Origin of the sequence: Opitutus sp. ER46 (genome assembly GCF_003054705.1) — a bacterium.
Classification (GTDB): Bacteria; Verrucomicrobiota; Verrucomicrobiia; order Opitutales; family Opitutaceae; genus ER46.
The window spans coordinates 131,029-156,561 of sequence record NZ_QAYX01000024.1; the positions used below are offsets into that span (position 1 = coordinate 131,029).

Here is a 25,533-nt window from a genome sequence, read left to right on the forward strand (position 1 = left end):
GCGCTACCCGGAAGAACGAGCTGCGGGGCGGCTACGATAGCTGCGTTCGACCCTCAATCCCTCAATCCCTCCAGGCAGGACACGGAGGCCACAGAGATCGGAGGAGGGGCACAGAGCGAAGGCCCGGCCGATTTTCCTCCGTGTCCTCTTCCGGCCTCGGTGCACTCTGTGACGAGAACGAAGATTGTCCCCGCTTCAGTTTTCGCGGAGTGAAAACTGCCCTCAATCCCTTGAGAGAAAGAGGAAGAGTAAGAGGAAGAGAAAGAGATCCCGGCTCAACCCTCCCAGCGGCCGTAGATGCCGCAGGGGAGGACCTTGCCGTCCTTCTGGATTGGCAGGCCGACTTCGCCGGAGCTGAGCTTGCCGCCGCGGTCGTGGAGGAGCTCGGCGAGCAGGTTCTCGACGACCGTCGGCGAGAGGCGGGCGGTGTAGGCGTTGATCAGGAAGAAGAGCGGGCGCTCGGACAGCAGCGCGCGGCATTCCACGAGCAGATTCCAAAGGTGCTCCTCGAGTTTCCAGAGTTCCCCGGTGCTGCCGCGGCCGTACGTCGGCGGGTCCATGATCACGGCGTCGTAACGGCGGCCGCGCTTCAGCTCCCGGCGGGCGAACTTGAGGCAGTCGTCGACGATGTAGCGGATCGGCGCAGCGGCCAGGCCGCTGAGCGCCGCGTTCTCGCGGCACCACTTCACCATGCCCTCGGCGGCGTCGACGTGGCACACGCTGGCGCCCGCCTTCGCGGCGGCGACGGTGGCGGCGCCGGTGTAACCGAAAAGATTGAGCACGTTGATCTCGCGGCCCTCCGCGCGCGCCGAGCGGATCAGCCGGCTGAACCAATCCCAGTTGACGGCCTGCTCCGGGAAGAGGCCGGTGTGTTTGAAGGACGTGGGCCGAATTTTCAGCGTGAGCCCGAGCGGGTCATACTTGATCTGCCAGGACTCGGGGAGCGGGCGGCGGAATTCCCATTTGCCGCCGCCGGTATCGGAACGGTGATAAAAGCCATCCCAGCCCTCCCAGCGCGCGGGGGTCGCGGCGCCGGTGCGGCTGCGCTCAGTGCCGCTGCGGGGCCAGATGATCTGCGGATCGGGGCGCACGAGGTTGAAGCCGCCCCAGCGCTCCTGCTTCATGCCGTCGCCGCAGTCGACCAGTTGATAGTCCCGCCAGTGATCGGCGAGAAGGAGGCTGGGTCGGGAGGCGGGCGCGGCCATGGTTCCGGGCAGGCAAGAGCCGCCGGGGGCGGCTGTCGAGCTGAGTTTGGGATGGCCGGGGCGGGCCGTTTTGGGTTATTGACCAGAGGTCACGAGGTTCTGAACGTTTCCCCCTGTATCCGGATAGGCGTTTCGGCGCAGCCGGGTGCCCCACCAAGAACACACCATGAACTCCTCACTCGTTTCCCGCGTGCTCCTGTGCGCCGCCGCGCTCGCGGCCGGCCGGCTGGCTGCTGATACCATCGATACCCGCAACGGCGCCCATCTGGTCGGCAAGATCGTCAAGATCGACGCCGGCGAGATCACGATCGACACCGACTTCGCCGGCAAGGTGAAGGTGAAGCAGGCCGAAGTCGCCAGCTTCTCCACCGAGGCGCCGATCGCGGTCCGGCTGGCCAGCGGCACCCGCTTCGACGGTCAGGTGACCGGCGCGACCGGCGGGACGCTCCAGATCACCGGCCCGGACGGCACCGTGAACACCACAGTGGCCAAGGTGGCTGCCAGTTGGGAGGCGGGCGGCGTCGACCCGGCGGTCGAGCAGCGCCACTGGGAATACGAGGCGTCGGTCGACGTCTCCGGCAAGACGGGTAACAAGGAGCAGCTTGGCACCGCCGGCGAGGCGCGCGCCCAGATGAAGACCTCGCGCGACACGTTGCAGTTCTACACCGCGTACAACCGGCAGATGAGCGACGGCGAGAAATCGGCCGACCAGTTCAAGGCCGGCACCGACTACCAGAACAACTTCGCCGGCAAGACCTCGTGGTACGTGCGCGACGAGGGTGGCTTTGACCGCGTGAAGGATATCGAGGTGTACAACATCGCCGCGGCCGGTCTGGGCGTCGATTTTGTGAAGAAGGCCAAGCACACGCTGACGGCTCGAGGCGGTGTGTCGTTCCGCTTTGAGAACTACAAGAACCCGCTGACCGAGGACGTGAAGAGCCTCGGCTTGGACATCGGGCTGCTGAATGAAATGGAGTTCGAGAGCTCGAAGCTCGTGACGCGCATCTCATTCGTGCCGTCGTTCGACGACTTCGCGAATTACAAGCTCGTCCACGAAAGCTACTATCAGATTCCGCTCGCCAGTCCGGCCTGGAAGCTCCGCCTCGGCGTGAGCAACGACTACACCTCCAAGCCCGGCGTCGGCGTCGAGAAACTGGATACCGCCTACTTCACCCGCCTCGTGCTGAACTGGTACTGAGATCGCCGGGACGCTTCCGCTTCGCCGCCGGGAGCAATGACCGAGGGCCGACCACCGTGGAGGAGGTCGGCCCTCGTGCGTTTTCCGGGCGCGGCGCCCCGAGCGGCCGGAGGAGTGGATGCCTATGCGCATGGCTACGCTGCTCTTGCCATCGGGCGGCGAGTGCGGTGGCGTTCGCGGCTCCCGCCGTGGGCCACCCCGCTTTGCGCCGCGTTACTCGAAACTTCCCGAGACTCCGCCGTCTCGCCGGCGTGCTGGCCTTCGCCGTGCTCTCCGGCCCGCTGGGCGCCGCTGGACCGGCTCCCTCCCGGGCGGAGCTGACCGCCCTGTTCGCGCCCGAACGGGTGTCGCAGGTGGCGCTCTCGCCCGACGGAAAAACCCTGGTGTGCGTCCTGCGGGAGGGCCGGGCGCTGCGGCTGGTCACCCGCGACCTCGACCATCCCGCCGCCCGTGTGCCCCTGCGCGTCGAGGTCGAACCCCGGGGTTCGGCGTCCGGGCCGGGCGGCGGGCTCGGCCTGCCGTATCTGTGTTTCATGGACGCCACGACGCTCGTGTATGTCGTGCGCCTGCCGGCGAAGACCGAGGACGCGGTGCCGTCGGAGGAACTCCATGGGGTGGATCTCCGCACCGGCCAGGACCGGCGCCTGCTGGACCAGACGGTCTTCGAGCGCGACTACACGCCGCCGGTGCGGCGCCGCCATGTGAACCTCGACATCGAAACGGATGAGCCGGGGGAGATTGGGGAGGAGGGCGAGGACACCACCGCCGTCGCGCTGCCCGAAACCATCGATGTGCCCCGCGCGTTCCGGGTGCTGGGCCCCGTGCCGGGCGAACCCGGCTTCCTGGTCGTGGAGGCGCTGGGCAATGCGCTGGTGCCCGTGGAAACGTACCGCGTCGACCTCCGGACCGGCGTGCGGACCGCGGTCGCCGCCGAGGAGGATCCGGCCCGGATGCTGTACGATGGCACGGGACGTCCGCGCGTGCGGGAAACCGCCCGCGTGCAGGGGGTGGGTGCCGACAACATGGAGGACGAGCGCAGCCCGGTGCTGGCCCGGGCCTCCGGCAAGATTGTGCCGCAGGTCTTTGAATATCGCACGGCTCGGGGCTGGCGTCCGCTCGACGCGCTCGTGGGCGCAGCGGCCGGGCTGCGTTTCAGCCACGCCGATGCGGAGTACTACGAACCGCGTTCACTGCCGCTCGCGTTGGGCGGCGATCCGCGGGTGCTCTATTACGCGTCCAACGTGGGCCGCGACACGTATGCGCTCTTCAGCCTGGACCTGGAGACCGGGGCGCGGACGTCGGTGTACGCCGCAGCGAAGGTCGATCTCGCCGGTCCGGGCGATGCGTTGAGCGAACGCCCCCTGGTGTTTGATCGCGCGCGGCGGCTCGTGGGCGTGCACGTGCCCGGCCGTCCCGGTACGACGCACTGGTTCGACGCCGGGCTGGCGCGGCTCCAGGAGGAGGCGGAGCGTGCGTTTCCGGGGCGCCGCGTGACGCTGCGGGAATGGAGCGACGCGCAGGATCGCGTGCTCGTTGAGGTGGGAGGGCCGGGCGATCCCGGACGCGTTTACCTGTTGGAGACGACGCCGCGGCTGCGGTACACCGAGTTACTGCGGCGGGCGGGCAACCTCGACGCCCGGGGGCTGGCTTGGGCGTTCCCCGTGGCGCTCCCGGCGGCCACGGGCGAACCGCTGGCCGGCAGCCTGACCGTGCCGCGGCGCACCCGCCTGAAGCTGCCGCCGCTGGTGGTGCGTTTGCGCGATGCGCCGGGCACGCGGGCGGAGCGGGACGAGTTCGATCGCTGGGCGCAGGCGCTCGCGGCGTATGGTTTCATGGTGCTGGACCTCGATTACCGGGGCGCGACGGCTGGCGACCGGCTGGCGGCGGACGGGTTGCGCCGCGATCCGGATGGAGCGCCGGTGCGGGACGTGGTTGCGGCGCTGGACGCGCTGGCGGCGCAGCATCCGTATGACCAGCGGCGCGTGGCCTTGTTGGGGGAAGGGTTTGGCGGCTACGTGGCGCTGCGGGCGTTGGCGCAGTTTCCGGCGCGGTTCCGCGGGGCGATCACAATCGATGCGCCCACTGACCTGCGGGCGTGGCTGGCGGAGACCGGCCCCGGGTCGACCGCCGAACTGGAGTCGATGCGTTCGGTCTTCTTCACGACCAAGGACGAGGGGCCGGACATCGACAAGATGCTCAATGAAGCTCCGAAGGCGCGGCGGGGTCGGCGTGGCTGGAACCGGCCGGTCCTGCCGGAGCCGATCGCGTGGCGCCGGGCCTATTTTGGCAACGCGTCGCTGGGCCAGGCTTCGGTGCTGACGCAGGCGGCGGCGTTGCGCGCGCCCGTGCTGATCCTGCAGGACGAAGACCGGGCTGATTTTTCGCCGGCGCACGGCCGGAAGCTGCGCGACGCGCTGGAGCGCGCCGGGCAGGAGGTGGAGTACGTGCGATTGCCGCCGACGTACGCGCAGCGCGATCCGGAGACGTTGGCCCGCGTCGCGCGCCGGATGGGTGAGTTCCTGAACGACCACCTGTTCGACTACCGCGTCGATGTGGGGAAGGAGCGGGAGGTGAAATGAAGCGCACGTCGTGGGCGAAACTCGGGACCGTGCTCCGGGCGCTTGGCTGGCTCGCGTTGCTGGCGTCGGCGCCATCGGGGACGGTGGCGGCACCGGCGGAGGCGCCGCTCGAAATGCCCCCGATGATCGTGTCGGAAGGCACGACGCGGAAGCCGTGGCGTTACGCGGCGGCGCCCGGGATCGAGATCCTCGGCCGGTGCGACGACTCCGACCTGCGCGATCTCATCCGGCGGAATCACGCACTCACGCACCTCATGCGGGTCATCCTGCCCGACGAACTCCAGTTTCACACCAGCGTTCCCCGGATGGTCGTGGTGGTGGAGGCGTCGTCGGCGCCGACGCTCGCGCGCGACTTTCTGGAACGGTTTGGGGAGGTCGCCGAGGGCGGCGGCGCGCGGCGACCGGGCGATGGGGCCGCGGCGCGGGCGGAGGGGAAGGCAGGAACGCAGGAGCCGGTGGCCGTTCCGCGCGACGTCCGCGTGTTCCCGAACCTGATGCTGCAGGACCTGGATGCGTTCATGATGTTCGCGATGGTGGAGCCGGGGGCCTTCAACGCGGCGGACTATCGGTTTACGGAAGAGCACCTGCGGGTGATGCTGACCAACCGCACCCCGGCGCTGCCGGTGTGGTTTGTTGAAGGCTGGCTGCGCATGTACCGGGCCTCGCGCTTCGGCGACGACGAGATCGTGCTGGCGCCGCTCGCGTGGCTCTCCGCCAGTGAAGTCGAAAACCTGCAGGCCGATCCCGACCTGCCGCGGCGTGTGATGCCGCTGCCGGCCTTCTTCGCGCTGCGTGCCGAGCCGACCGACGCCGCCGATGCGGCGGCTTGGCGTGGCCAAGCGGAGCTGCTGGTGCGCTGGATGCTTGCGACGCCGGAGCGGCGCGCCGCGATGGGACGCTTCGTGAGCGGGGCGGCGGCCGAGGGTGAATCTGAGGCCCTCGTGCGGACCTGCTTCGGCGTCGACTACGCCACGCTGCGTGACGAGCTCAGCGACTCGCTGCTTTCACAGGTCGTCGAGTTTCGCCGCATCCCGACGGAGCGGCCGCCGCGGCTGCGCGGGATGGTGAGCCACATCGCGACGCCGGCGGAGATCGGCCGGTTGAAAGGCGAGTGGGAGCGGCTCGAGACGAACTACGTGCGGCTCCGGCATCCGGCGTACGCGTCGAAGTATCTGGAGCTGGCGCGCGAGACGATTGCGAAGGCGCGCGAGTCGGCACCGGGCGACCCCGGGCTTTTGGCGGTGGCGGGTTTGCTTGCCTGTGACCAGGGATTGCCGGAAGAGGCGCGACCGCTCCTGGAGGCTGCGGCCGCGCGCCAGCTTTGCCGGCCGCGCGTGTACGCGGAGCTGGCCGGGCTACGGCTCGACGAAATGGGCAAGGGCGAGGCCGGGGAGGCGCGGCGGCTCAGCGTGGCGCAGGCGGAGATTGTGGTGGAGACCCTGGCGCTGGCGCAGAAGCAGCAGCCTCCGCTCGCGCTGACCTATGGCACGCTCGCGGCGGCGTGGGCGCGCAGCGACATGCCGCTGACCGTCGCTGACCTCGCGGTGTTGGCCGATGGCCTGCGCCGTTTCCCGCGCAATCTGCAGTTGTTGTACTTTGGGGCCATCCTGGAGGCGCGGCACCAATCGATCGCCCAGGGCCTGGCTCTGGCCGAGCGGGGCCTCGCCACCGCCACCACGCCGGCCGCCCAGCAGCGTTTCCGCGACCTGATCGCCGCGCTGAAGCGCAGCCCATAGCGCGCGTGCTTTCTGCCCCAAGACCCCGCAACGGCGGGGCCCGGCCGGATGCCCTGGAGCAAAATGTGACGCCGTGACGGCCTGACCCCGTTTGCCTGAGACGGGGTCAGGCCGTCACCGCGTCACATTCCGTTCATAATTGGGGGCAGCGCGTCAGTATCCCGTCTCGGGTCCAGATAACTTGATTGGTCTTCGACCTGAGCCAAGGGGGCATCCGGCGTGGGAGGGGTGAGAAAACCGACCGGACCGCCGGCGGGCATTCGTGTGTCGACCCCGAAGGAGCGCCGGTTCAGCCTACGCGGGCTCGTTACCCAGACCCGTTTCCGACTCTCTGTCCGCCTGTTTCGTTGCCCGTGTCGTCCTGCGTCAGATCGATTCTCGCCTGCGTCGCCCCGGCGCTTCTCCTCGTGCTCTCGCCCACCGCCGCGCGTGCGTCGGATGTGACGCGTGGGCAGCTGACAGCGCTCCTGAGCCCCGATCGGATCATTGCCGCCACGCTCGCTCCCGATGGTCGCCATGTCGCCTTTGTGGCCCAGGAGCCGGACCGGACGTCGCTGCTAATCCGTGATCTGGACGCCGCCGCGGCGGAGACCGTCACGGTGTGGAGCGGAGCTGGGACGGCGCGGACCTTTTCGTTTCGAGCGACGGCGTCGTTCTCGGATCGGGTGAACTTTCTTGGGTGGGCGGATGCCCAGACCTTCGTGTACGGGCTGCACGAGGGGGCAGACGGGCATGGTCCCGAGCTGGAACTGCACGTGGTGGACGCCAGCGGTCGCAATCGCCGCAGGCTGATCGACTCCGACTCACTGGCGGTGGTTCACGGCTCCGGCAGCGAGGCGAAGGCGAGGCCTTTCATTGTCCTTGGTTTTGCTGCCGGCGCCGCGCCTGAGGTTCTGGTGCAGGTCGGCTCCGGCATTGCGGGCGTCGAGGTCCTGGCGATCGATCCGCAGACGGGACGGCGCCGGACGATCGCCGATGAACGGCGGAGAGGACGCTACCTGTGCGACGCGACAGGCGAGCCACGGATTTTCTGCCCATTTGAGGAGGACGCGGGCAAGGACCCCCAGTTCGAATACCGCCCCGCCCACAGCAAGCGCTGGCAAGCGCTCGAGCAACGCGTCCCTGAACTACGCTTCCGGGCCAGCGACTCCGCGTATTTCGAACCACACGCCTTCCCGCTGGGCTTTGGTGGCGAGAGCGAGGGGCTGTACTTTGCGACAAACGTGGGACGGGACACGTACGCCGTGCGCCTGCTGAGGCTGGAACGTGAGGCGCACACGGCGTGTGTTGCCGAGGACGCCGCGTACGACCTTGCCAAGCCGGATGACGCCTTCGGTGAGGGGCCGCTGGTGTTCGATCGTGCGCGCCGGCTGGCGGGGGTCCGGCGACCGGCCGCTGGGGCCGGCACACGCTGGCTCAACCCTGAACTGCAACGGCTGCAGGACGAGTTGGACGCCCGGTTCGTCGGTGCATCCGTGACGATCATCGAGTGGACGGAGGCGTACGATCGCGTGCTGGTTCACGTCGCGGAAGACGGTACCGCTGGACGGCTGCATCTCGCACGCCGCGGCGCCACGCTCGAGGTCGCGGAGATTCTCCGTCCGTTGGACCCGACGTCGGCGGAGGCGCGGCCGACGGTCCTGCCGCTGGTGGTTACAGCGCCCGCCGGGCACACGCTCTCCGGGTGCATCACGTTGGCGCACGAACCCCGGCGCGATCCGGCTCCGTTGGTTGTTGTCCTGCATGACCTGCTCCGACCGGCACTGCAGACCGCGGACCCATCGGTTCCGTGGCGACCCATCAGTCGTCGGCATCGGCTGGCCCAGTCGCTCGCCGCGTTTGGTTTTCATGTGCTCGAAGTCGAGTGCCGCGGCACGTCGGGGCGGGGGGCGGCATTTCGGAACACGCTCAAAGATGCTCCGGTTCGCGCGCCGCTCGACGATGTACAGGCGATGCTGGCGGCCGCCGCTCGGGTACAGGCGTGCGACGTCCGGCGCGTTTCGATCGTCGGGGAAGGCTATGGTGGTTTGCTCGCGCTGCGTGCGCTGGGGTTGTTTCCGAACCAGTTCCGCGCCGCGGTGAGCATCCAGGCACCGATGGATCTCGCCGCCTGGATTCAGGCGCCAGTCACCGCGCCCCTGTTGCCAATCGATGAGAAGCCGCTGCCCTTCGAAGGAGGCGAGGGACGGCCGATGTTGATTGCGCCAGCGGTTCGCGGCCCGCACTGGCGGCGGTCGGCCTGGCAGATGCGTTTCGGAGCATTTTTCGGCGGGAATGCCGCCTGGTTGCGCGAGGCCTCGGTCACGACTGACGTCGGCGCGCTCGGAGCCCCGGTGCTCGTGCTCGAAGATCCAGCGCCGCTCCTGCAGCCGGGCCCGGGCGGACGCGAACTGTACCACCGCGTGAAGCGTGCGGGCAAAGCGGCGGAGTACCGCGCGCTGCACGGCCCGCTGCTGGCAGGCGCGGTGGAGGAGCAACTCGCCGCGGTGACGCATCTAGCCGGGTTCCTGAACACCCACCTCTACGATTACGCGGTGCAAGTTGGGGCCGAGAAGGAGGTGCCGTGAGCACGCCGTGGGCACGCGGATGGAGATCGCTGCTGTTTCTTGCGTTCGGCGCGACGCTCGTCGCGGGCGCGGGTGGTGCGCCGGCCGTTGACGCGGACAGGGTGGTGGCCTTGCCGCCCTTGATCGTGAGCGACGTTTCGGGGCGACAGCCCTGGCGTTATCTGGCCGCGCCCGGCGTCGAGATCCTTGGGCGCTGCGACGACGCGATCATGTGCGAGCTCGTGGAGCGGGAGCATCGGCAGAACGAGCGCATGCGCGTGCTGCTGCCGGAGGAGCTGCGTTTCCGCTCCGATGAACCGAAGACCGTCATCCTGGTGGATGCGCAGCTGGCGCCGAAGCTCGCACGCGGGTTTGTCGAACAACTTGGCGACGTGGCGGCTGGGCTGGCGGAGACGAGGGACACGGCGGTCGCGCGGCGGCCCCCGGCCGCGGCGGGTCTCGAGGCATTGCTGGCGAGCCTCAACGCGCGGCTCCTGCCGAACCTGGTGCTCGACGCGGAGGATCATTTCGTGACGTACGCTCTCGTGGAACGGGGACCCGCGGCGGGGCGTTTCTTCTTCACGCGGGAGCACTGGCGGCAGGCGATGACGCGGCGGACGCCAGCGTTGCCGCCATGGTTTGTAGAAGGATGGATGCAGCTGCTGGATGGGCTGAGCGGAGACGATGACGCGTTCGAACTGCGGCCGATGACGTGGCTGTCCCTCGAGGATACGGCTCGCTTGCAGCGGGATCCGGATGCGCCGCGAGGATTGCTCCCGCTCGCGGAGTTTTTCACGGCAAAGCCGAAGACGCTGACCGAGGCGGGGCGCCGGTTGTGGCTCGACCAGGCGGAGTTGCTGCTGCGGTGGGGGCTCGACGAGCCGAAGCGCCGCGAGGCACTGTGGCGGTTCGTCGCAGCGGCGGCGCGCAACGGCGTGTCGGACGCGCTGTGCCAGGAGAGCTTCGGGATGGGTTATGCGCGGTTGCAGGAGCGGCTCGGCGAGTTCGTCGAGGCGGCGACGAGCCGGGCCTGCGTGTTGCGTTTCCCCACCCTGGCGCGGGTGCCCAAATCAGAGGTGCGGGACGCAACGCCGGCAGAGATCAATCGCCTGAAGGGCGAGTGGGAAAGATTGGCGCTGGGCTATGTGCGGGCGCGCTATCCCGGGTATGACAAGCCGTATGAAGCGGCGGTGCGCGAGACCGTGGGACGTGGGCTCGACCGCGCGCCGCAGGATGCGGCGGTACTGGGGCTCGCGGGCTTGTTGGAGATCGACCTTGGTCGGACCGAGGCGGCGCGGGCCCTGCTGACACGAGCGGTGGACGCTGGGGCGACCCGCGCTCTCGTGCGAGTTCGCCTCGCGGCTCTGCGACTCGCAGAGGCGCGGCGGGAAGCTGGTCGCGACGGCGAGGTGGCGACGGCAGAGGTGGCCGAGTTGGAACACGTGCTTGCGCCCACGTGGCAACGGCAGCCGGCGCTCGCGAGTGGCTATGCGGTGCTCGCTGAAGCGTGGTATCGTGGCGGAGGTCCACTGACACCGGTGGCGCGCGAGCGATTGCAGGAAGGGCTAGCCTGTTTTCCGGAGCATCTCTCGTTGCTCTTTTTTGCCGCGCGCCTCGAGGCGCGGAGCGGCGATGCGCATGAGGCCGAGGAGTTGGCCGAGCGGGGCCTCGCCACCGCCACCACCCCCGCCGCCCAGCAGCGTTTCCGCGACCTGATCGCCGCGCTGAAGCGCAGTCCATAGCGCGGGTGCTTTCTGCCGCAAGACCCCGCAACGGCGGGGCCCGGCTGGAGATTTTCGTGAGAAATGTGACGCCGTGACGCCCTTGTATCTTGGACGGTGAAGGTCTGGTTGCGGCTTCCGAGAATGGGCCGTAGAGCTCGTCGGAGGAAGCCGCAACCAGACCGGAGGCGACTCCCTTTCCGAGCCAGATCGATAACACGCCCCTGAGATGCGAAAGCAATTTCGTGGGTCAGCGCGGTCGGCTTGGAACTCTTCATACAAACTCGAACCGTTGGCAGAGCGCGCGCCTTCCGGGGCCGCAGCTCGAATCACAAGGCAGAGCGCTATGAACACCACGACCGAACCAGTTCGGTCGTACGTTGGCGTCGATATCAGCAAGGAAGCGTTGGATGTATCGCTCTCGGCCCAGGGCTCCGAGCGGCATCACAATAATGCGGCCGGCATCGCCGGGTTGGTTAAGAGGTTGGGCCAGATGCCTGGCCCAGTGCACGTGATCTGTGAACCCAGTGGCGGTTATGAACAGGCGTTGCTGGAAGCGTTATGGGCGGCGGGTCTTCCCGTCAGCTTAGTCAACGCGGCGCGGGTGCGTTCCTTTGCCCGGGCGCAAGGCCTGCTCGCCAAAACCGATGCGATCGATGCGTGCGTCCTGCGCGCGTTTGGCGAACTCCTTCGGCCCGCGCAGACGGCGGCGCCTGCGCCCTCCCGTCGTCGACTGGCCGCGCTGGTGCAGCGCCGGGAACAACTCGTGGATCTCATCCCCATGGAAGAACAGCGCCTGACGCAAACGCGTGAGGCCGTCCTCAAAAAGTTAACGCGGCACTTACTGACGGAGCTGCACAAGCAGGTGCAGCAGCTCGAGGAGCTCATCAAAGCGCAGATCGATGATGACGCCACCTTGCGCGGACAGAACGCACGGCTGCAACAGGTCAAAGGCGTTGGGAAGGTGACCGCCGCCACGGTCCTCGCCGAGCTGCCCGAACTGGGAAAACTCAACCGCAGGCAGGTCGGAGCCCTCGCCGGAGTCGCCCCTTACAACCGCGACAGCGGCAACCTGCGAGGTCGCCGTACCATCCGGGGTGGACGAATTAAGGTGCGCCGAGTCCTCTACATGGCCGCCACCGTGGCCGTGCGCTTCAACCCAATCCTAAAGACCTTCTACCAACGACTCCTCTCCGTTGGTAAGCCCAAGAAAGTCGCCCTCACGGCGGTGATGCGTAAGCTCATCGTACTCCTCAACCACCTCCTCAAAGACCCTCAATTTTGTCTCGCCTGAAAGACCGTTGCTGACCCCGTCTCAGGCAAACGGGGTGACCGCGTCACATGCGTTCAATGGAGACCGGGGGCGGCGTCAGTTTGTCGGGTTCGCGGGGGGCAGAGAGGCGGCTTGGGCTGTGGCATGGCCGGTTGGCTGTCGTAAAAAGTTGTTGTGAATGGTGTTCGTTTGGCGCGACGGTGGCGTCCTGCGCTTAGATAACCTCCGCGTCCGTGTCCTACCCCGGCCGATACTTCACTTTTCTGGCGCTGATGGCGGCGTTGGTTGCGCCCGTTGAACGGGCGTCAGCCGCGCGCCCGCGCGATCCGTCGCGGGACGAACTTGCCGAACTGTTCCAGACCTCGCGGTTGTCGCAGGTCCTGCTCTCTCCGGACGGGCAGCGGTACGCCTACGTCGTGACCGAGCGCGGGGCGACGACCTTGCTGACGCGGAAGCTCAACGACCCGGAGGCGCGCGAGGCCTTGTTTGTCGAACTGAGGTCCAGCAATCCGCGCGAGTCGCCCAATCTGGGATACTTCGGTTGGGCCGATGCCGAGACACTGGTGTATCTGATCACTTTCCCGGACCGGCCGCCGGGTCGGGACCAGGAACTCCGGGCCGTGCGCGCGGACGGCCGGGATAACCGGCTCCTGCTGCAACCGGCCGACATGCCGGAGTACGTCGTTTTCAGCGACGAGACGGATGGGCCCGCCCTCAATATCCGCCGAAGCATGCGTGTGCTGGGTTTTGCACCCGATGTGCCGGACACGGTGTTGGTGGAGATCGCCGGCCATGTCGGCGCGCGGGGACGATATGACGTCGCGCGCGTCAACTGGCGCACCGGCGCGCGCACCCGCCAACCCGGCGACGACCGCGAAGGCCGCCTGCTGTTCGATGCCTCAGGCGTCGCCCGCGTGTACGAGTCGCCGCGCGTGACGCCGTCGATATTAACGAGCATTCGCGGCGCAAAGCCGGACCTGCCGTGGCTGTCATCCCAGCAGTCGGTTCACGTGCGCGGTCCCGGGCAGAGCCGCTGGAAACCCCTGGCGCGGCTGGGGGAGGCGGCCGCCCTGCATTTCGATCACGGCCCGATGGACGAGTTCAAGCCGCGCTCGGTGCCGCTCGCGATCGGCGCGGATCCGCGACTGCTCTATTTTGCGTCCAACGTCGGCCGCGACACCACCGGCCTCTACGCGCTCGACCTAGACACCGGCAAGCGCACCGACTTTGCGGTCGAGTCGGCGGAGTACGATATCATGGACGTGCAGGAGGTCTTTAACCCGCGCGCGCTCGTGTTCGACCGCCGGCGTGTCCTGGTCGGGGTAAGGTTGCCCGGGGTGCCGGCAACGACGCGGTGGTTCGATCCCGTGCTGGAGCAACGGCAACGCGAGGCGACGGCCCGTTTTCCGGAACGCGAGGTGCAGATCCTGGGCTGGAGCGAGGCGCGTGACGTGGTGCTGCTGGCGGTGCTGCCCGCGGGAGGTTTTGTCCGGTACATCGTGATGCGGGCCGGCCAGCCGCCGCAGTTCACCGAGATTCTGCGTCGTCTCGCGTTCAGCGGCGACCTGCCCCGGCCGCGCACCGTCCCGGTTGACTTCACCACGCCGGCGGGCGTGCGGCTGACCGGCGCGGTGACGCTGCCGCGTATGCCCCGGAGCAACCCTCCGGCCCTGATCGTGCGGTGTCGCGACCTGCCCGGCTCCGCGATCCTGCCGATGCTCTCCCAGCGCGAATCGCAGGTGCTCGCCGCCTATGGTTTCATGGTGCTCGACCTGAATCACCGCGGATTTTCCGGCCTTGGCACGCGGCACCGCGACGCGATCCGGGGCGCGTGGGAACGAGTGCCGCTCGAGGATATTCGGGCCGCGCTGGGCTGGCTGGGCGAACACCACCCGTACGATCGTCGCCGGGTGGGGCTTTTCGGCGAAGGCTTCGGCGGATACCTGGCGCTCCGCGCTCTGCAACAGGAGCCGCAGCTGTTCCGCTGCGCCGTGGTGTTTCACGGCCCCGCCGAACTCCACGGCTGGGTGGCTGGCATCGCCGCAAACTCGATGTCCCTGCCGGAGGCGAATCCGCTGATCGCCCGCCGCCGCGCCTTCTTCAATTTCTCGCCGGCCGCGCCTGAGCCTCCGTCGGTCCTGAGCACCGCTGCGGATCTGCGCCGACCGGTCATGCTCGTCGCCGATCCGACACGGCTCGATCCCGTGGCCGACCAGGCCCGGACCCTGCGCGACAAACTCAAGGCGGCGGGAACCGAGGTTGAGTACCTGGAGTTGTCCGGAACGCTGGCGCGCCAGGACGCAACGAACGCCGCGCGCGTGTTTGAGCGCATCGGCCGATTCTACGCCGGGAGAATGTACGACTATCGCGTCGAGGTTGGCGCAGAGCGGGAGGTCGATTGAACGCGCGCCTGAACCCACGGCTGCTCCTGCTCGCGCTCACCCTGGCACTTCTTGAGCGCTCCCCAGCAGGCGGCGCCGAGGAGCCGGCGACGGTGCAACTGCCGCCGATGATCGTGTCGGAGAACACCTCCGACCGCCCCTGGCGCTACGTCGGCACGCCGCAGATGGAGGTTCTCGGGCGCTGTGATGACGGTGTGCTCAAGGACATGGTGACCCGAACCTACCGGCTCAACGAGCTGCTGGGCATGCTCCTGCCGCCGGCGTTGCAGCACCAAACCACGCACCCACGTCAGGTGATCCTCGTTGACGCGAAGTCCGTCCCGGGGCTCTCCCGCGAGTTCCTTGCCCAGTTTGGCGGCCTCACGTACGCCCGGCCGCCGGCCACGTCGAACCCGTCGCCGGCCCCAGGCCGGCCCGGGCAACCCGGAGTCGTCGTCGACCCGTCGGTGCCAGGCACCGCGTTGCCGCCGCTCCCGGGCGAGGCGCGAATCCAGACGATCCCCAGTCCGGTGCTGTACGACCTGGACCGCGTTGCGACCTTCGCGATCGCCGAGCGCAGCTCGATCGATCTCACGGCAATGTGCTTCACGCCCGAATACGTCCGGCTGCTCCTGGTCGGGCGCACGCCGGAGCTGCCGGCGTGGTACGTTGCGGCTTGGTTGCGGCTGTATCCGGCGTGCGACTTTCGCGACAAGGCAATCCACGTGGCTCCGCTGATCTGGCTGAACGAGGCGGAGACGAGGGTACTGCGTGACGATCCGGATGCGCCGCGGCGGGTGATGCCGCTGGTGGACCTCCTGGGCGGCTGGCCGTCGGCCGCGGACAAGGCGGCGGTCGAGCACTGGACCGTGCAGGCGGAGCTCCTCCTGCGCTGGGCGTTGCTCAACCCGGAGCGGCGCGCGGCGCTGGCGCGCTATATCGGAACGGCGGCGCGGGCGGGGGACTCGGAGGCCCTTTTCCGCGAGTGCTTCGGCTTTGGTTACGCCGATGCGCGGGACTATCTCAGCGATTACCTGCCCACGGCCGTGCGGAAAGGGGTCGTCTTCGAGTTGGCGAAACCCGCCAAACCGCCGCGCCTGCGTCCGCGGGACGCCACCCCGGCGGAGATCGGTCGGATCAAGGGTGACTGGGAGCGGCTGGAAACGGCGTTCGTGCGGAAACGGTATCCGGAGTTTGTCGGGCCGTACCTGATGCTCGCGCGCCAGACGATCACGCGGGCGCGCGAGGTGGCCCCGCAGGATCCTGGGCTGCTGGCGGTGGCGGGGCTGCTCGAGTGCGACGAAGGTGATCATGCCGCGGCGCGTCCTTTGCTGGAGGCGGCGGTGGCGGGCGCACGCTGTTCGCCCCGGGTGTACGTGGAGCTCGCCGGGCTGCGGCTCGAGGACTTCACCCGGTCCGACGACAACGAGTTCCAGCCGCTGGGCCCGGGACAGGCCAGTTTTGTGCTCGAGACGCTGGCCCCCGCGCTGGAACAACAGCCGGCGCTGCCCGCGACCTACGCGCTGATGGCAGCGGTCTGGGCGCGCAGCGCGACGGGCGTCGGGCCGAAGGAGATCGCCCTCCTCGACGAGGCGCTCCTGCGGTTCCCGCGGCATATCCCGCTGCTGTATTTCGGTGCCATGGTCATGGCGCAGCACCGCTCGATTGACGCGGCCCTGACGCTGGCGCGAACGGGCCGCGCGCTGCCGCAGCCGGCCGCAATGCAGAAGCGCTTCGACGAGCTGACGGCGGTGTTGACGAAAGCCCAGGCTGATCGGGCTCCGCGCAAGTAGCGCGCCGGGGCGGCGCGGTTTACCGTCACGTGCCGAGGCGGTTGTTGCCGGGAAATTCTGTTTTCTCTTATTTCATCACGATGAACCCCAAAACCCTGCTCATCTCCGCCTGCATGCTGCTCGCGGCACCGTTCGCCTTTTCGGCAACTGCTCCGGCCCAGTTGACGCTCGATGCGTCGAAGACCGGCCCGGTAATCAACCGCAACATCTACGGCCAGTTCGCCGAGCACCTCGGCCGCTGCATCTACGAAGGGATCTGGGTCGGGGAGAACTCGACGATCCCCAACACCAAGGGCTACCGCAACGACGTGATCGCCGCCATCCGCGAGCTCAACGTGCCGGTGCTGCGCTGGCCGGGTGGCTGCTTCGCCGACGAGTATCACTGGCGCGATGGCATCGGCCCGCGCGAATCCCGCCCGGCCATGATCAACACCCACTGGGGTGGCGTCGTGGAAAACAACCACTTCGGCACGCACGAGTTTCTCGATTTCTGCGAGCTGCTCGGCATCCAGCCCTACGTCTGCGTCAACGTCGGTAGCGGCAGCGTCCAGGAAGCCTCGGAATGGGTCGAGTACATGACCTCCGACGCCAACTCCCCGCTGGCCAATCTCCGCCGCAAGAATGGGCGCGACAAGCCCTGGAAGGTGCCGTTCGTCGCGGTGGGCAATGAGAACTGGGGCTGCGGCGGCAACATGACCGCGCAGTTCTACGTCGATAACTACCGCCGCTATAACACCTACGTGCGCAACTACGCCGGCAGCCGCATCCAACGCGTCGCCGGCGGCCCGAGCGACTCCGACTACAACTGGACTGAGGTGCTGATGAAGAGCGCCGCCAAGCAGATGAACGGCCTCTCGCTGCACTACTACACCCGCACCAACCCCGGTTGGCCGCCGCGCGGCTCCGCCACCGAGTTCGGCGAGAACCTCTGGTTCGGCGTCCTCAAGAACACGCTCGTCATGGACGAGCTCGTCACGAAGCACGGCGAGATCATGGACAAGTACGACCCCGAGAAGAAGGTCGGCCTGGTCGTGGACGAGTGGGGCACCTGGTACGAGAAGACACCGGGCAGCCACGAGGGCTTCCTCGAGCAGCAGAACACGATGCGCGACGCCCTCGTCGCCGCACTGAACCTGCACATCTTCCAGCGCCACGCGGACCGCGTCTCGATGGCCAACATCGCGCAGTTCATCAACGTGCTCCAGGCGATGATCCTGACCGACAAGGAGAAGATGATCGTCACCCCGACGTACCACGTCTTCGCCATGTTCAAGGCCCACCAGGGCGCCACCTCGATCCCGTTTCAGCTCACTTCGCCGAACTACACGTTTGAGGGCGCCAGCATCCCGGCGGTGAGCGCCTCCGCCTCGCGCGACGCCCAGGGCCGGATCCATGTCTCGTTCGCGAACTGCGATCCGAACAACGCCGTTGTGGTCGAGTGCAAGCTGACCGGCGTCACCGCGAAGGCCGTCAGCGGCCGCGTGCTGACCGCTGCGGCGATGAACGCGCACAACACCTTCGCGCAGCCGGACGCCGTGAAGCCGGCCGACTTCAAGGACGCCCAGCTCAACGGTGAGACGCTCCGCGTGACGCTCCCCAGCAAGTCCGTGGTGATGCTGGAGCTGTGAGGGCGGGTTCGGGGTCTTACTCTTACTCGTTCTCTTTCTCTCCGGCTCAGCCAGTCGCCGCCAGCGACTGGCTCGAGAACGAGAACGAGAACGAGCCGGCGGGGGGTACGATAGCTGCGGTCGGCCCTCAATCCCTCAATCCCTCAATCCCTCAATCCCTCGAGAGTAAGAGTAAGAGGAAGAGAAAGAGTAAGAGGCGGGCCGGCGGTGGCCGGCCCGCGGGGACCGTCAGGCAGCGGGCGGACTTTCCCGGCGCTCTTAACCGCGTAGTTTCTTTCGCCGTGCGAATCCCCATTGCTGCTGCCCTGGTCCTGACCCCGCTGGCCGTCGCGTCCGCTTGTGCGGCGCCCGCGGTTGCGCCGCAGTCCGCCTCCGCCGCGCCGGCGGCCGTGACCGACCGCGTCGCGCCGAAGCCGTTGTATCGGGATCCTTTGTACGATGGCGCCGCGGATCCGGTTGTCATCTGGAACCCCGCGGTCGGCCGCTGGTGGATGTTCTACACCAACCGCCGCGCCAACGTCCCCGGGCTCTCCGGCGTCGCCTGGGTGCACGGCACGCCCATCGGCATCGCCGAGTCCGCTGACGGCGGGCTCACCTGGCGCCCCGCCGGTGAAGCCGTCATCCAGCTGCCGCCCGACGTCGCGGGCGAACAGCCCACGTGGTGGGCGCCGGACGTGCTCACGGCGCCGGATGGCACGCACCACATGTTTCTCACCGTGGTGCCCGGCGTGTTCGAGGACTGGAATCATCCACGGCGGCTCGTGCACCTCACCAGCCGCGACCTGCGCACCTGGAGCCAGGGACGCGTGCTCGCGCTGGCGTCGGATCGCGTGATCGACGCGGTGGTGCACCGGCTGCCCGACGGTACGTGGCGGATGTGGTACAACAACGAGCGCGACGGGAAATCGATCTACTACGCCGACAGCCCCGACCTGGAGAACTGGACCGACCGCGGCCGCTGCGCCGGCGTGGCCGGGCGTTGCGAGGGCCCTTACGTGTTCCAGTGGAAAGGCCGCGCCTGGATGATCGTCGACACCTGGCGTGGACTCGGGGTGTACCGGTCCGACGATTTCGAGCACTGGACCGGCCAGCCCGAGCTACTCCTGGCCAAGCCGGGCCGCGGAGCCGACGACGGCGTCAACGGCGGCCATGCCGGCATCGTGGTCAATGGCGACCGCGCGTTCTGCTTCTACTTCACACACCCGGGTCGCGCCGGGACGATCACGCCGCAGGACAAGAACGCCCTGGAGACACGCCGCAGTTCGATCCAGGTCGTCGAGCTCTTCGAACGCGCGGGGGTGCTCTCCTGCGATCGCGACACGCCGACGCGCATCACGCTCGTGCCGCCGGCCGCGGCGGCTCCGGCTAACGCGTCCCGCTGAGGACGACCTCGGGAGGAGGGCCAAACGTACGCGATTCCCGGCTGCCGCGCCGCAACCCCTCCCAGCCTCCTCTCATGCGTTTCCCTGCATCGCTGATTCCGTTGTTGGCGCCACGGGTCCACGCCGCCACCGGCGGTTGGCGGTGCCGACTCCCTGCCGTGCTCGCGCTGGGCGTGGGAATCCTTCTCGCTGGGGCAACCTCGGCGCGCGCGGAACCCTGGGTGCGGAGCGAGACGGCGGGGGCGGACTTTGCGCTGGTGGCCAGGGACGGGGCGACGGCGACGCTGATGGTTTCGCCGACCGACGCGAAGGTGGTGAACCTGGCGGCCGCGGATCTCGCGCGGGACATCGAGCGCGTGACCGGGCGGCGGCCCGCGATCGCGACGACTCCGTTCGCGGGCGCATCGGGTCCGCTGGTGCTGATCGGCACACTCGGCGCGAACCCGTTGATCGATCTGCTCGTGGCCGACCGAAAGCTCGAGGCGACGTACCTGTCCGGCGCCTGGGAGAGTTTCCTGATTGCGACAGTGACCGATCCTTTCCCCAACGTGCCCCGGGCGCTGGTGATCGTGGGCAGCGATAGGCGCGGCACGGCGTTCGGCGTGTATGAATTGGCCGAGGCGATCGGTGTGTCGCCGTGGCACTGGTGGGCGGACGTCGCGCCGGCGCATCAGGAGGCGCTGTATGTGGCGGCGGGCGCGCGCCGGTTTGGTCCGCCGTCGGTGAAGTATCGCGGCGTGTTCCTCAACGACGAGGACTGGGGCCTGCAGCCCTGGGCGGCACGGACGCTGGAGCCCGAGCATGGCGGCATTGGGCCGCGGACGTACGCGAAGCTCTTCGAGCTGATGTTGCGGCTGAAGGCCAACACCGTGTGGCCGGCGATGCACGCGTGCACCAAGGCGTTCAACGCGTTCCCCGAGCACCGGCAGTTGGCGGACGATTACGCGATGGTCATGGGCTCCTCGCACGCCGAGCCGATGCTGCGGAACAACGTCGGCGAGTGGACGGAGCCGGGCGAGCGTTATGACTACGTGAGCAATGCCGCGGGCGTGCGCGCGTACTGGGAGCAGCGGGTGCGGGAGAACGGCGCGTTTGAGAACATCTACACGCTCGGTATGCGCGGGGTGCACGACTCCGGCATCCAGGGCGCGAAGACCGATGCGGAGCGGATCGCGGTGCTCGAGCGGGTGTTCGCCGACCAGCGCGCGCTGCTCGCGCAGCATGCGCGGGGCGGGGGGCGGGCGCCGCAGATGTTCTGCGCGTACAAGGAGGTGCTCGGCCTGTACCGCCAGGGCCTGAAGGTGCCGGACGACGTGACGATCGTCTGGCCCGACGACAATTTCGGCTACGTTCGCAACTACGCCTCCACCGAGGAGCAGAAGCGCGCGGGAGGCTTTGGCGTGTATTATCATTTGTCCTACCTCGGCGCGCCGATGGCCTACCTCTGGCTGTACACGACGCCGCCCGCGCTGGTCTGGGAGGAGATGACCAAGGCGTACGCGCACGGCGCGCGCACGCTGTGGATCGCGAACGTCGGCGACCTGAAGCCGGCGGAGATCGGCACCGAGTTCTTCCTGCAACTGGCGTGGGACGTCGACCGTTGGACGCGCGAGACGGAGCCCGACTTCCTGCGCACCTGGGCGGCGCGGGAGTTTGGGGAGAAAGCGGCGCCGGAGATCGCCGCGATCCTGGCGGAATACTACGCGCTCAATTTCACGCGCAAGCCCGAGCACCTGCAGCCGTGGCTGCCGAAGCAGAGCCCGCGGCTGAGCGGGCTTTCCGTCGCGGACCGGCAGGCGCGGCTCGAGCGGTTCGACGCGCTGCGTCGGCGCACCGAGGCGGTGGGTCAGACGGTGCGGCCGGAATTGCGCGATGCGTTTTTCGAGCTGGTCGCGTACCCGGTGCACGGCAGCGCGCTGGCCAACGAACGTTTTCTGCGCGGGGAGCTGGCGGCGATCGCCCCGACGCCCGCCGAGCAGGAAGCCAACGCGCGGCACGCAATGGTAGCCGACGCCGCGCTCAAGGAGCTCACCCGCCGGTTCAACGAGGAGATCGCGGGCGGGAAGTGGCGCGGGTTCATGCATCTCGAGCCGGCGGACGAGCAGTGGAAGTCCTTCCGGCTCCTGCCGTGGACCCTGCCGGCCGCGGGCCTCACGGCCGAAAAGCCGACTTGGCGCTCGCTCCCGGCGGGCACAGTGGTGGTCCAGGCGGAAGCCTCGACCGGTTCGCGCCCGGGTGCGGCCGGCACGTGGGAGATGATTCGCGGGCTCGGTCACGACGGCGACGCCGTGACGTTGTTTCCGACGACCGCGCCGAGCGTGGCTCTGGCGGAGGTCGCGACGAAAGCGGCGCGACTGGACTACACGCTGGAGCTTGGCGCCGGCCAGACGCCCGTGACCTTTCACCTCATCCCGACGCAGCCGCTGCAGGCCGGTCGCGGACTGCGGTTCGCCGTCGCGCTCGACGACGCCGCGCCTCGCGAGGTGGTGCTCGACGTCAGGGACGGCTCCGGCGAATGGGCGCTTGGCGTGATTGCCAATGAGGTCACGGTGACCGTGCCGTTGGAGGTGGCGAAGGCGGGGACGCACGTGCTCCGGCTCTACGCGATCGACGCCGGCGTGGTCATCGACCGCCTGTCATTTCCGAGAAGCTAACGTCCGAACTGCCCCGCGCTCTCTCTCCCAACTCTTTCTCTTACTCTTCCTCTTTCTCTTACTCTCGCTCTTCCGGTCCGTGTCGCCGGTCGGCGACCAACGGATTTTGAGAGTAAGAGAAAGAGGAAGAGTAAGAGAAAGATTCCTGATGACCCCCTCCCCATGAACGCACCCCGATTCCTCCTCGCGACCCTGGCGCTTTTCGGCCCCGTGCTGGGAGCCGCTCGCGCCGCCCCGGCTCCGGTCACCTCGATCGCCAGCCCGGATGGCGCGCTGGTGGTCGACGTGCAACTCGCCCGGCCGGCGGGAACGCTCACTTACTCCGTCACGCGCGCGGGCCAGCCGGTGCTGGCGGCGTCGCGGCTTGGGCTCGTGCGGGACGACACGGACTTTACGCGCGGGCTGACGCTGGTCGCCGTGGAACCGGGGCGGGCGATCGAGGAGAAGTATGAGATTCTGACGGCGAAGCGTCGGGCGAACACGTACCGCGCCAACCGCCAAGTCGTGGAACTCGTCAACGCCGACGGCGCCAAGCTTCAGGTGGAGTTCCAGGTGTCGAACGACGGCGTCGCGTTTCGTTATGTGTTCCCGGGGACGAGCGCGGTCGTGCGCTGGCTGCGCGAGGAGGTGACGTCGTTCGCCTTCCTGCCGGGGACGCGGGCCTGGCTGCAGCCGATGTCAGAGGCAAAGACCGGGTGGTCGCGCGTGAACCCGTGCTACGAGGAATACTTTGAGAAGAACATCGCGGTGGGCACGCCCTCGCCGCAGGCGGGCTGGGTTTACCCGGCGCTGTTCCGGTCGGGCGACACCTGGCTGGTGGTGAGCGAAGCGGGGCTGGGCCGAGACTACTGCGGCACACGGCTGCGCAAGGAGTCGCCGAACGGCGAATATACCATCGGGTTTCCGGACGCGCGGGAGACGTTCCCGGGCGGACCGCTGAATCCGGTGTCGGTCCTGCCCTGGCGGACGCCGTGGCGGCTGATCGCGATCGGCAGCCTGCAGACGGTGGCGGAGTCGATGCTCGGGATCGACCTCGCAGACCCGGCGCCGGCGCGTGCGCCGGCCGGGCGGCCGGGCAAGGCGTCCTGGAGCTGGCCGCTGTTGGGTGATCCGCAGACGACCTATGACGTGCAGCGCCAGTTCATCGACTACGCGGCGGAGATGCACTGGCAGTACTGCCTCATCGATTCGATGTGGGACCAGCAGATCGGCTACGAGAAGGTGAAAGAGCTGATCGACTACGCCCGGACCAAGGGCGTGTCCGTCCTGCTCTGGTACAACTCGAACGGCACGTGGAACGACGCGCCGCAGACGCCGCGGCACCGGTTGCTCACGCATGCGAGCCGGATCCAGGAGTTTGAGCGCCTGAAGGCGATGGGCGTCGCCGGGCTCAAAATCGATTTCTTCGGCGGCGATGCACAGTCGATGATCGCGTACTACCACGACATCCTGGCGGACGCGGCGCCGTACGGATTCCAGATGAACTTCCATGGCGCGACGCTGCCCCGCGGCTGGAACCGCACGTACTCGCAGCTCATGACGATGGAGGCGGTGAAGGGCCTCGAGTACGTGACCTTCGACCAGCGAAATGCCGACGAGGAACCGGCGCATGCGACGATCCTGCCGTTCACCCGGAATCTCTTTGACCCGATGGATTTCACGCCGCTCGTGCTCGACCGGATCAACAAGATCGAGCGCCGTACCAGCAGCGCCTTCGAACTCGCGCTCGCGGTCGTGTTCACGTCAGGCATCCAGCACTACGCGGAGATTCCCGCGGGCATGGCCAAGGCGCCCGAGTACGTGCGCGAGTTCCTGCGTCACGTGCCGAGCGTCTGGGATGAGGTGCGGTTCATTGACGGCCTGCCTGGCGAGTTCGTCGTCCTGGCGCGCCAGGGCGAGGGCCGCTGGTACGTGAGCGGGATCAACGCCGAGTCGACGGCGAAGCCGCTCACGCTGGACCTGCGGCGGCTCGGGCTCCCGGCGGGACGCAAAGGCATGCTTATCCAGGACGGCGCCCCGGGGAACCTGTCCTTCCAGCAGTCGGCGGTGAACCTCGGGGCCGACCTGAATCTCCCTGTGACCCTCGCTCCGCGCGGCGGTTTTGTCCTGGTCTTTGAATAGTGCCGGCGCCCGCCTGCGCCGGACTCGTCGAACGGTCCCGCGCGGGCGTCGTTGGCGGGCGTCGTGACGATGCCTCTCCTTGTCCGCGGTTGATCCCGTTTCCCCATGAAATTTCTGCTCCTGCTCGCCTCCCTCGCGGCGTCCCTTGGTGCCGCGGAACCTCCGGCGGCTTTCGCTCCGGCTGAAGCTCCCATGCCGCCGCCCCGCGTGGCGGGCGTGCGCATCGGGGTGCATGACCCGGTGATGATCCAGCAGGGCGAGACCTATTACCTGTTCGCCACGGGTCGCGGGATCGCGGTGTGGTCCTCACGGGATCGCGTATGGTGGAAACCCGAGCCGCCGGTCTTCGCGGCGCCGCCGCCGTGGGCGGTCGAGGCGGTGCCGACCTTCAAGGGGCACATTTGGGCGCCGGACATCGTGCGTCATGGCGGCCGCTACCTGCTGTACTACTCGGTGTCGGCCTTCGGCAAAAACACGTCCTGCATCGGGGTGGCGAGCAACGTGACGCTCGATCCCGCGGACCCGCGTTTTCGCTGGGTCGATCATGGCAAGGTGATCCAGTCCTTTCCCGGGCAGACCAACTGGAATGCGATCGATCCGGCCTTCATCACCGACGAGCACGGCACGCCGTACCTGGCGTTCGGCTCGTTCTGGGGTGGGCTCCAGTTGGTGCGGCTGAAGCCGGACGGACTCGCGCCCGACCAGGACCCGGCGGAGGCGATCACGATCGCGAGCCGCAAGCGGGACCCGAACGTGCCGAATCCGCCGGCGCCGCCGGATGACCCGATGGCGGCGGCCGATGCGGGCGGGAATGCAATCGAGGCGCCGTTCATTTTCCGCCGGGGCGGCTGGTACTACCTGTTCGCGTCGATCGACCTCTGCTGCCGCGGGCCCAAGAGCACGTACAAGATGATCGTCGGGCGCGCGAAGGACGTGAAAGGTCCGTATCTCGACCGGCTTGGCCGCCGGCTGGCGAGCGGCGGGGGCACGCTCCTGCTGGCGGGCAATGCCGAGTGGTACGGCGTCGGGCATTGCGGCGTGTACACCTTCGACGGCGCGGACTGGGTGGTCTTCCACGGTTACGACGCGGCGGACCGCGGTCGCTCGAAGTTGCGCATCGAAAAGCTCACCTGGGACGCCGAAGGGTGGCCCGGAAAGGCGAAGGGAGAATGATGAATGCAGAATGCAGAATGCTCACGCCTGGGGGTGTGTTGGACCACGGGGAACGGTGAATGAGATGACTTCATTTCCTGAAGGACGGCGGGGTTGACGGTCAGTCATTCGATGGGGTTGTTGGCGCGGGCGGGCGGGGCAGA

At 68.2% G+C, this 25,533-nt stretch carries 14 protein-coding genes; 13 read left to right on the forward strand and 1 reads right to left on the reverse strand.

Translation table 11 applies throughout. From position 1 onward, the window contains the following. Positions 1-275: 275 nt before the first annotated feature. Positions 276-1,205 (reverse strand): class I SAM-dependent methyltransferase, encoded by a 930-nt coding sequence (locus DB354_RS16055; RefSeq protein WP_107836667.1) that lies wholly within the window; start codon positions 1,203-1,205, stop codon positions 276-278. Positions 1,206-1,371: 166 nt separating this feature from the next. On the opposite strand from DB354_RS16055, the gene DB354_RS16060 reads away from it, so the two are divergent. From DB354_RS16060 to DB354_RS16120, 13 genes are all read left to right on the forward strand, one after another. Next, positions 1,372-2,403 (forward strand): DUF481 domain-containing protein, encoded by a 1,032-nt coding sequence (locus DB354_RS16060; protein ID WP_107836668.1) that lies wholly within the window; start codon positions 1,372-1,374, stop codon positions 2,401-2,403. 251 nt (positions 2,404-2,654) lie between these two features. Next, positions 2,655-4,982 (forward strand): alpha/beta fold hydrolase, encoded by a 2,328-nt coding sequence (locus tag DB354_RS16065; protein WP_107836669.1) that lies wholly within the window; start codon positions 2,655-2,657, stop codon positions 4,980-4,982. Further along, a complete protein-coding gene (locus tag DB354_RS16070) occupies positions 4,979-6,718 on the forward strand; it encodes a hypothetical protein (protein ID WP_107836670.1) in 1,740 nt (579 codons plus the stop codon). Before DB354_RS16065 ends, DB354_RS16070 begins: the two co-directional genes overlap by 4 nt. Positions 6,719-7,071: 353 nt before the next feature. Then, complete coding sequence (locus DB354_RS16075) at positions 7,072-9,285, forward strand: prolyl oligopeptidase family serine peptidase (protein ID WP_158277569.1); 2,214 nt, start codon at positions 7,072-7,074, stop codon at positions 9,283-9,285. 125 nt (positions 9,286-9,410) lie between these two features. After that, positions 9,411-11,006: a hypothetical protein gene (locus DB354_RS16080; RefSeq protein ID WP_146180286.1), complete on the forward strand. Its 1,596-nt coding sequence runs from the start codon at positions 9,411-9,413 to the stop codon at positions 11,004-11,006. A 325-nt stretch (positions 11,007-11,331) separates the two neighbouring features. Then, a complete protein-coding gene (locus DB354_RS16085; protein WP_158277570.1) occupies positions 11,332-12,279 on the forward strand; it encodes an IS110 family transposase in 948 nt (315 codons plus the stop codon). A 212-nt stretch (positions 12,280-12,491) separates the two neighbouring features. Continuing rightward, the gene (locus DB354_RS16090; RefSeq protein WP_146180287.1) at positions 12,492-14,660 is read left to right on the forward strand and encodes a prolyl oligopeptidase family serine peptidase; all 2,169 of its coding nucleotides are present in this window, start codon (positions 12,492-12,494) and stop codon (positions 14,658-14,660) included. Further along, complete coding sequence (locus DB354_RS16095; RefSeq protein WP_107836675.1) at positions 14,657-16,432, forward strand: hypothetical protein; 1,776 nt, start codon at positions 14,657-14,659, stop codon at positions 16,430-16,432. Before DB354_RS16090 ends, DB354_RS16095 begins: the two co-directional genes overlap by 4 nt. An 80-nt stretch (positions 16,433-16,512) precedes the next feature. Then, positions 16,513-18,060 (forward strand): alpha-N-arabinofuranosidase, encoded by a 1,548-nt coding sequence (locus DB354_RS16100; RefSeq protein WP_199226867.1) that lies wholly within the window; start codon positions 16,513-16,515, stop codon positions 18,058-18,060. Positions 18,061-18,341: 281 nt separating this feature from the next. Then, the gene (locus tag DB354_RS16105) at positions 18,342-19,442 is read left to right on the forward strand and encodes a glycosyl hydrolase (protein ID WP_199226868.1); all 1,101 of its coding nucleotides are present in this window, start codon (positions 18,342-18,344) and stop codon (positions 19,440-19,442) included. 74 nt (positions 19,443-19,516) lie between these two features. After that, the gene (locus DB354_RS16110) at positions 19,517-22,096 is read left to right on the forward strand and encodes a glycosyl hydrolase 115 family protein (RefSeq protein WP_107836676.1); all 2,580 of its coding nucleotides are present in this window, start codon (positions 19,517-19,519) and stop codon (positions 22,094-22,096) included. A gap of 162 nt (positions 22,097-22,258) precedes the next feature. Beyond that, positions 22,259-24,217, forward strand: coding sequence for a glycoside hydrolase family 97 protein (locus DB354_RS16115; RefSeq protein WP_107836677.1), 1,959 nt, complete (start codon positions 22,259-22,261; stop codon positions 24,215-24,217). 105 nt (positions 24,218-24,322) lie between these two features. Beyond that, a complete protein-coding gene (locus DB354_RS16120; RefSeq protein WP_199226869.1) occupies positions 24,323-25,390 on the forward strand; it encodes a family 43 glycosylhydrolase in 1,068 nt (355 codons plus the stop codon). The last annotated feature ends 143 nt before the right edge of the window (positions 25,391-25,533 follow it).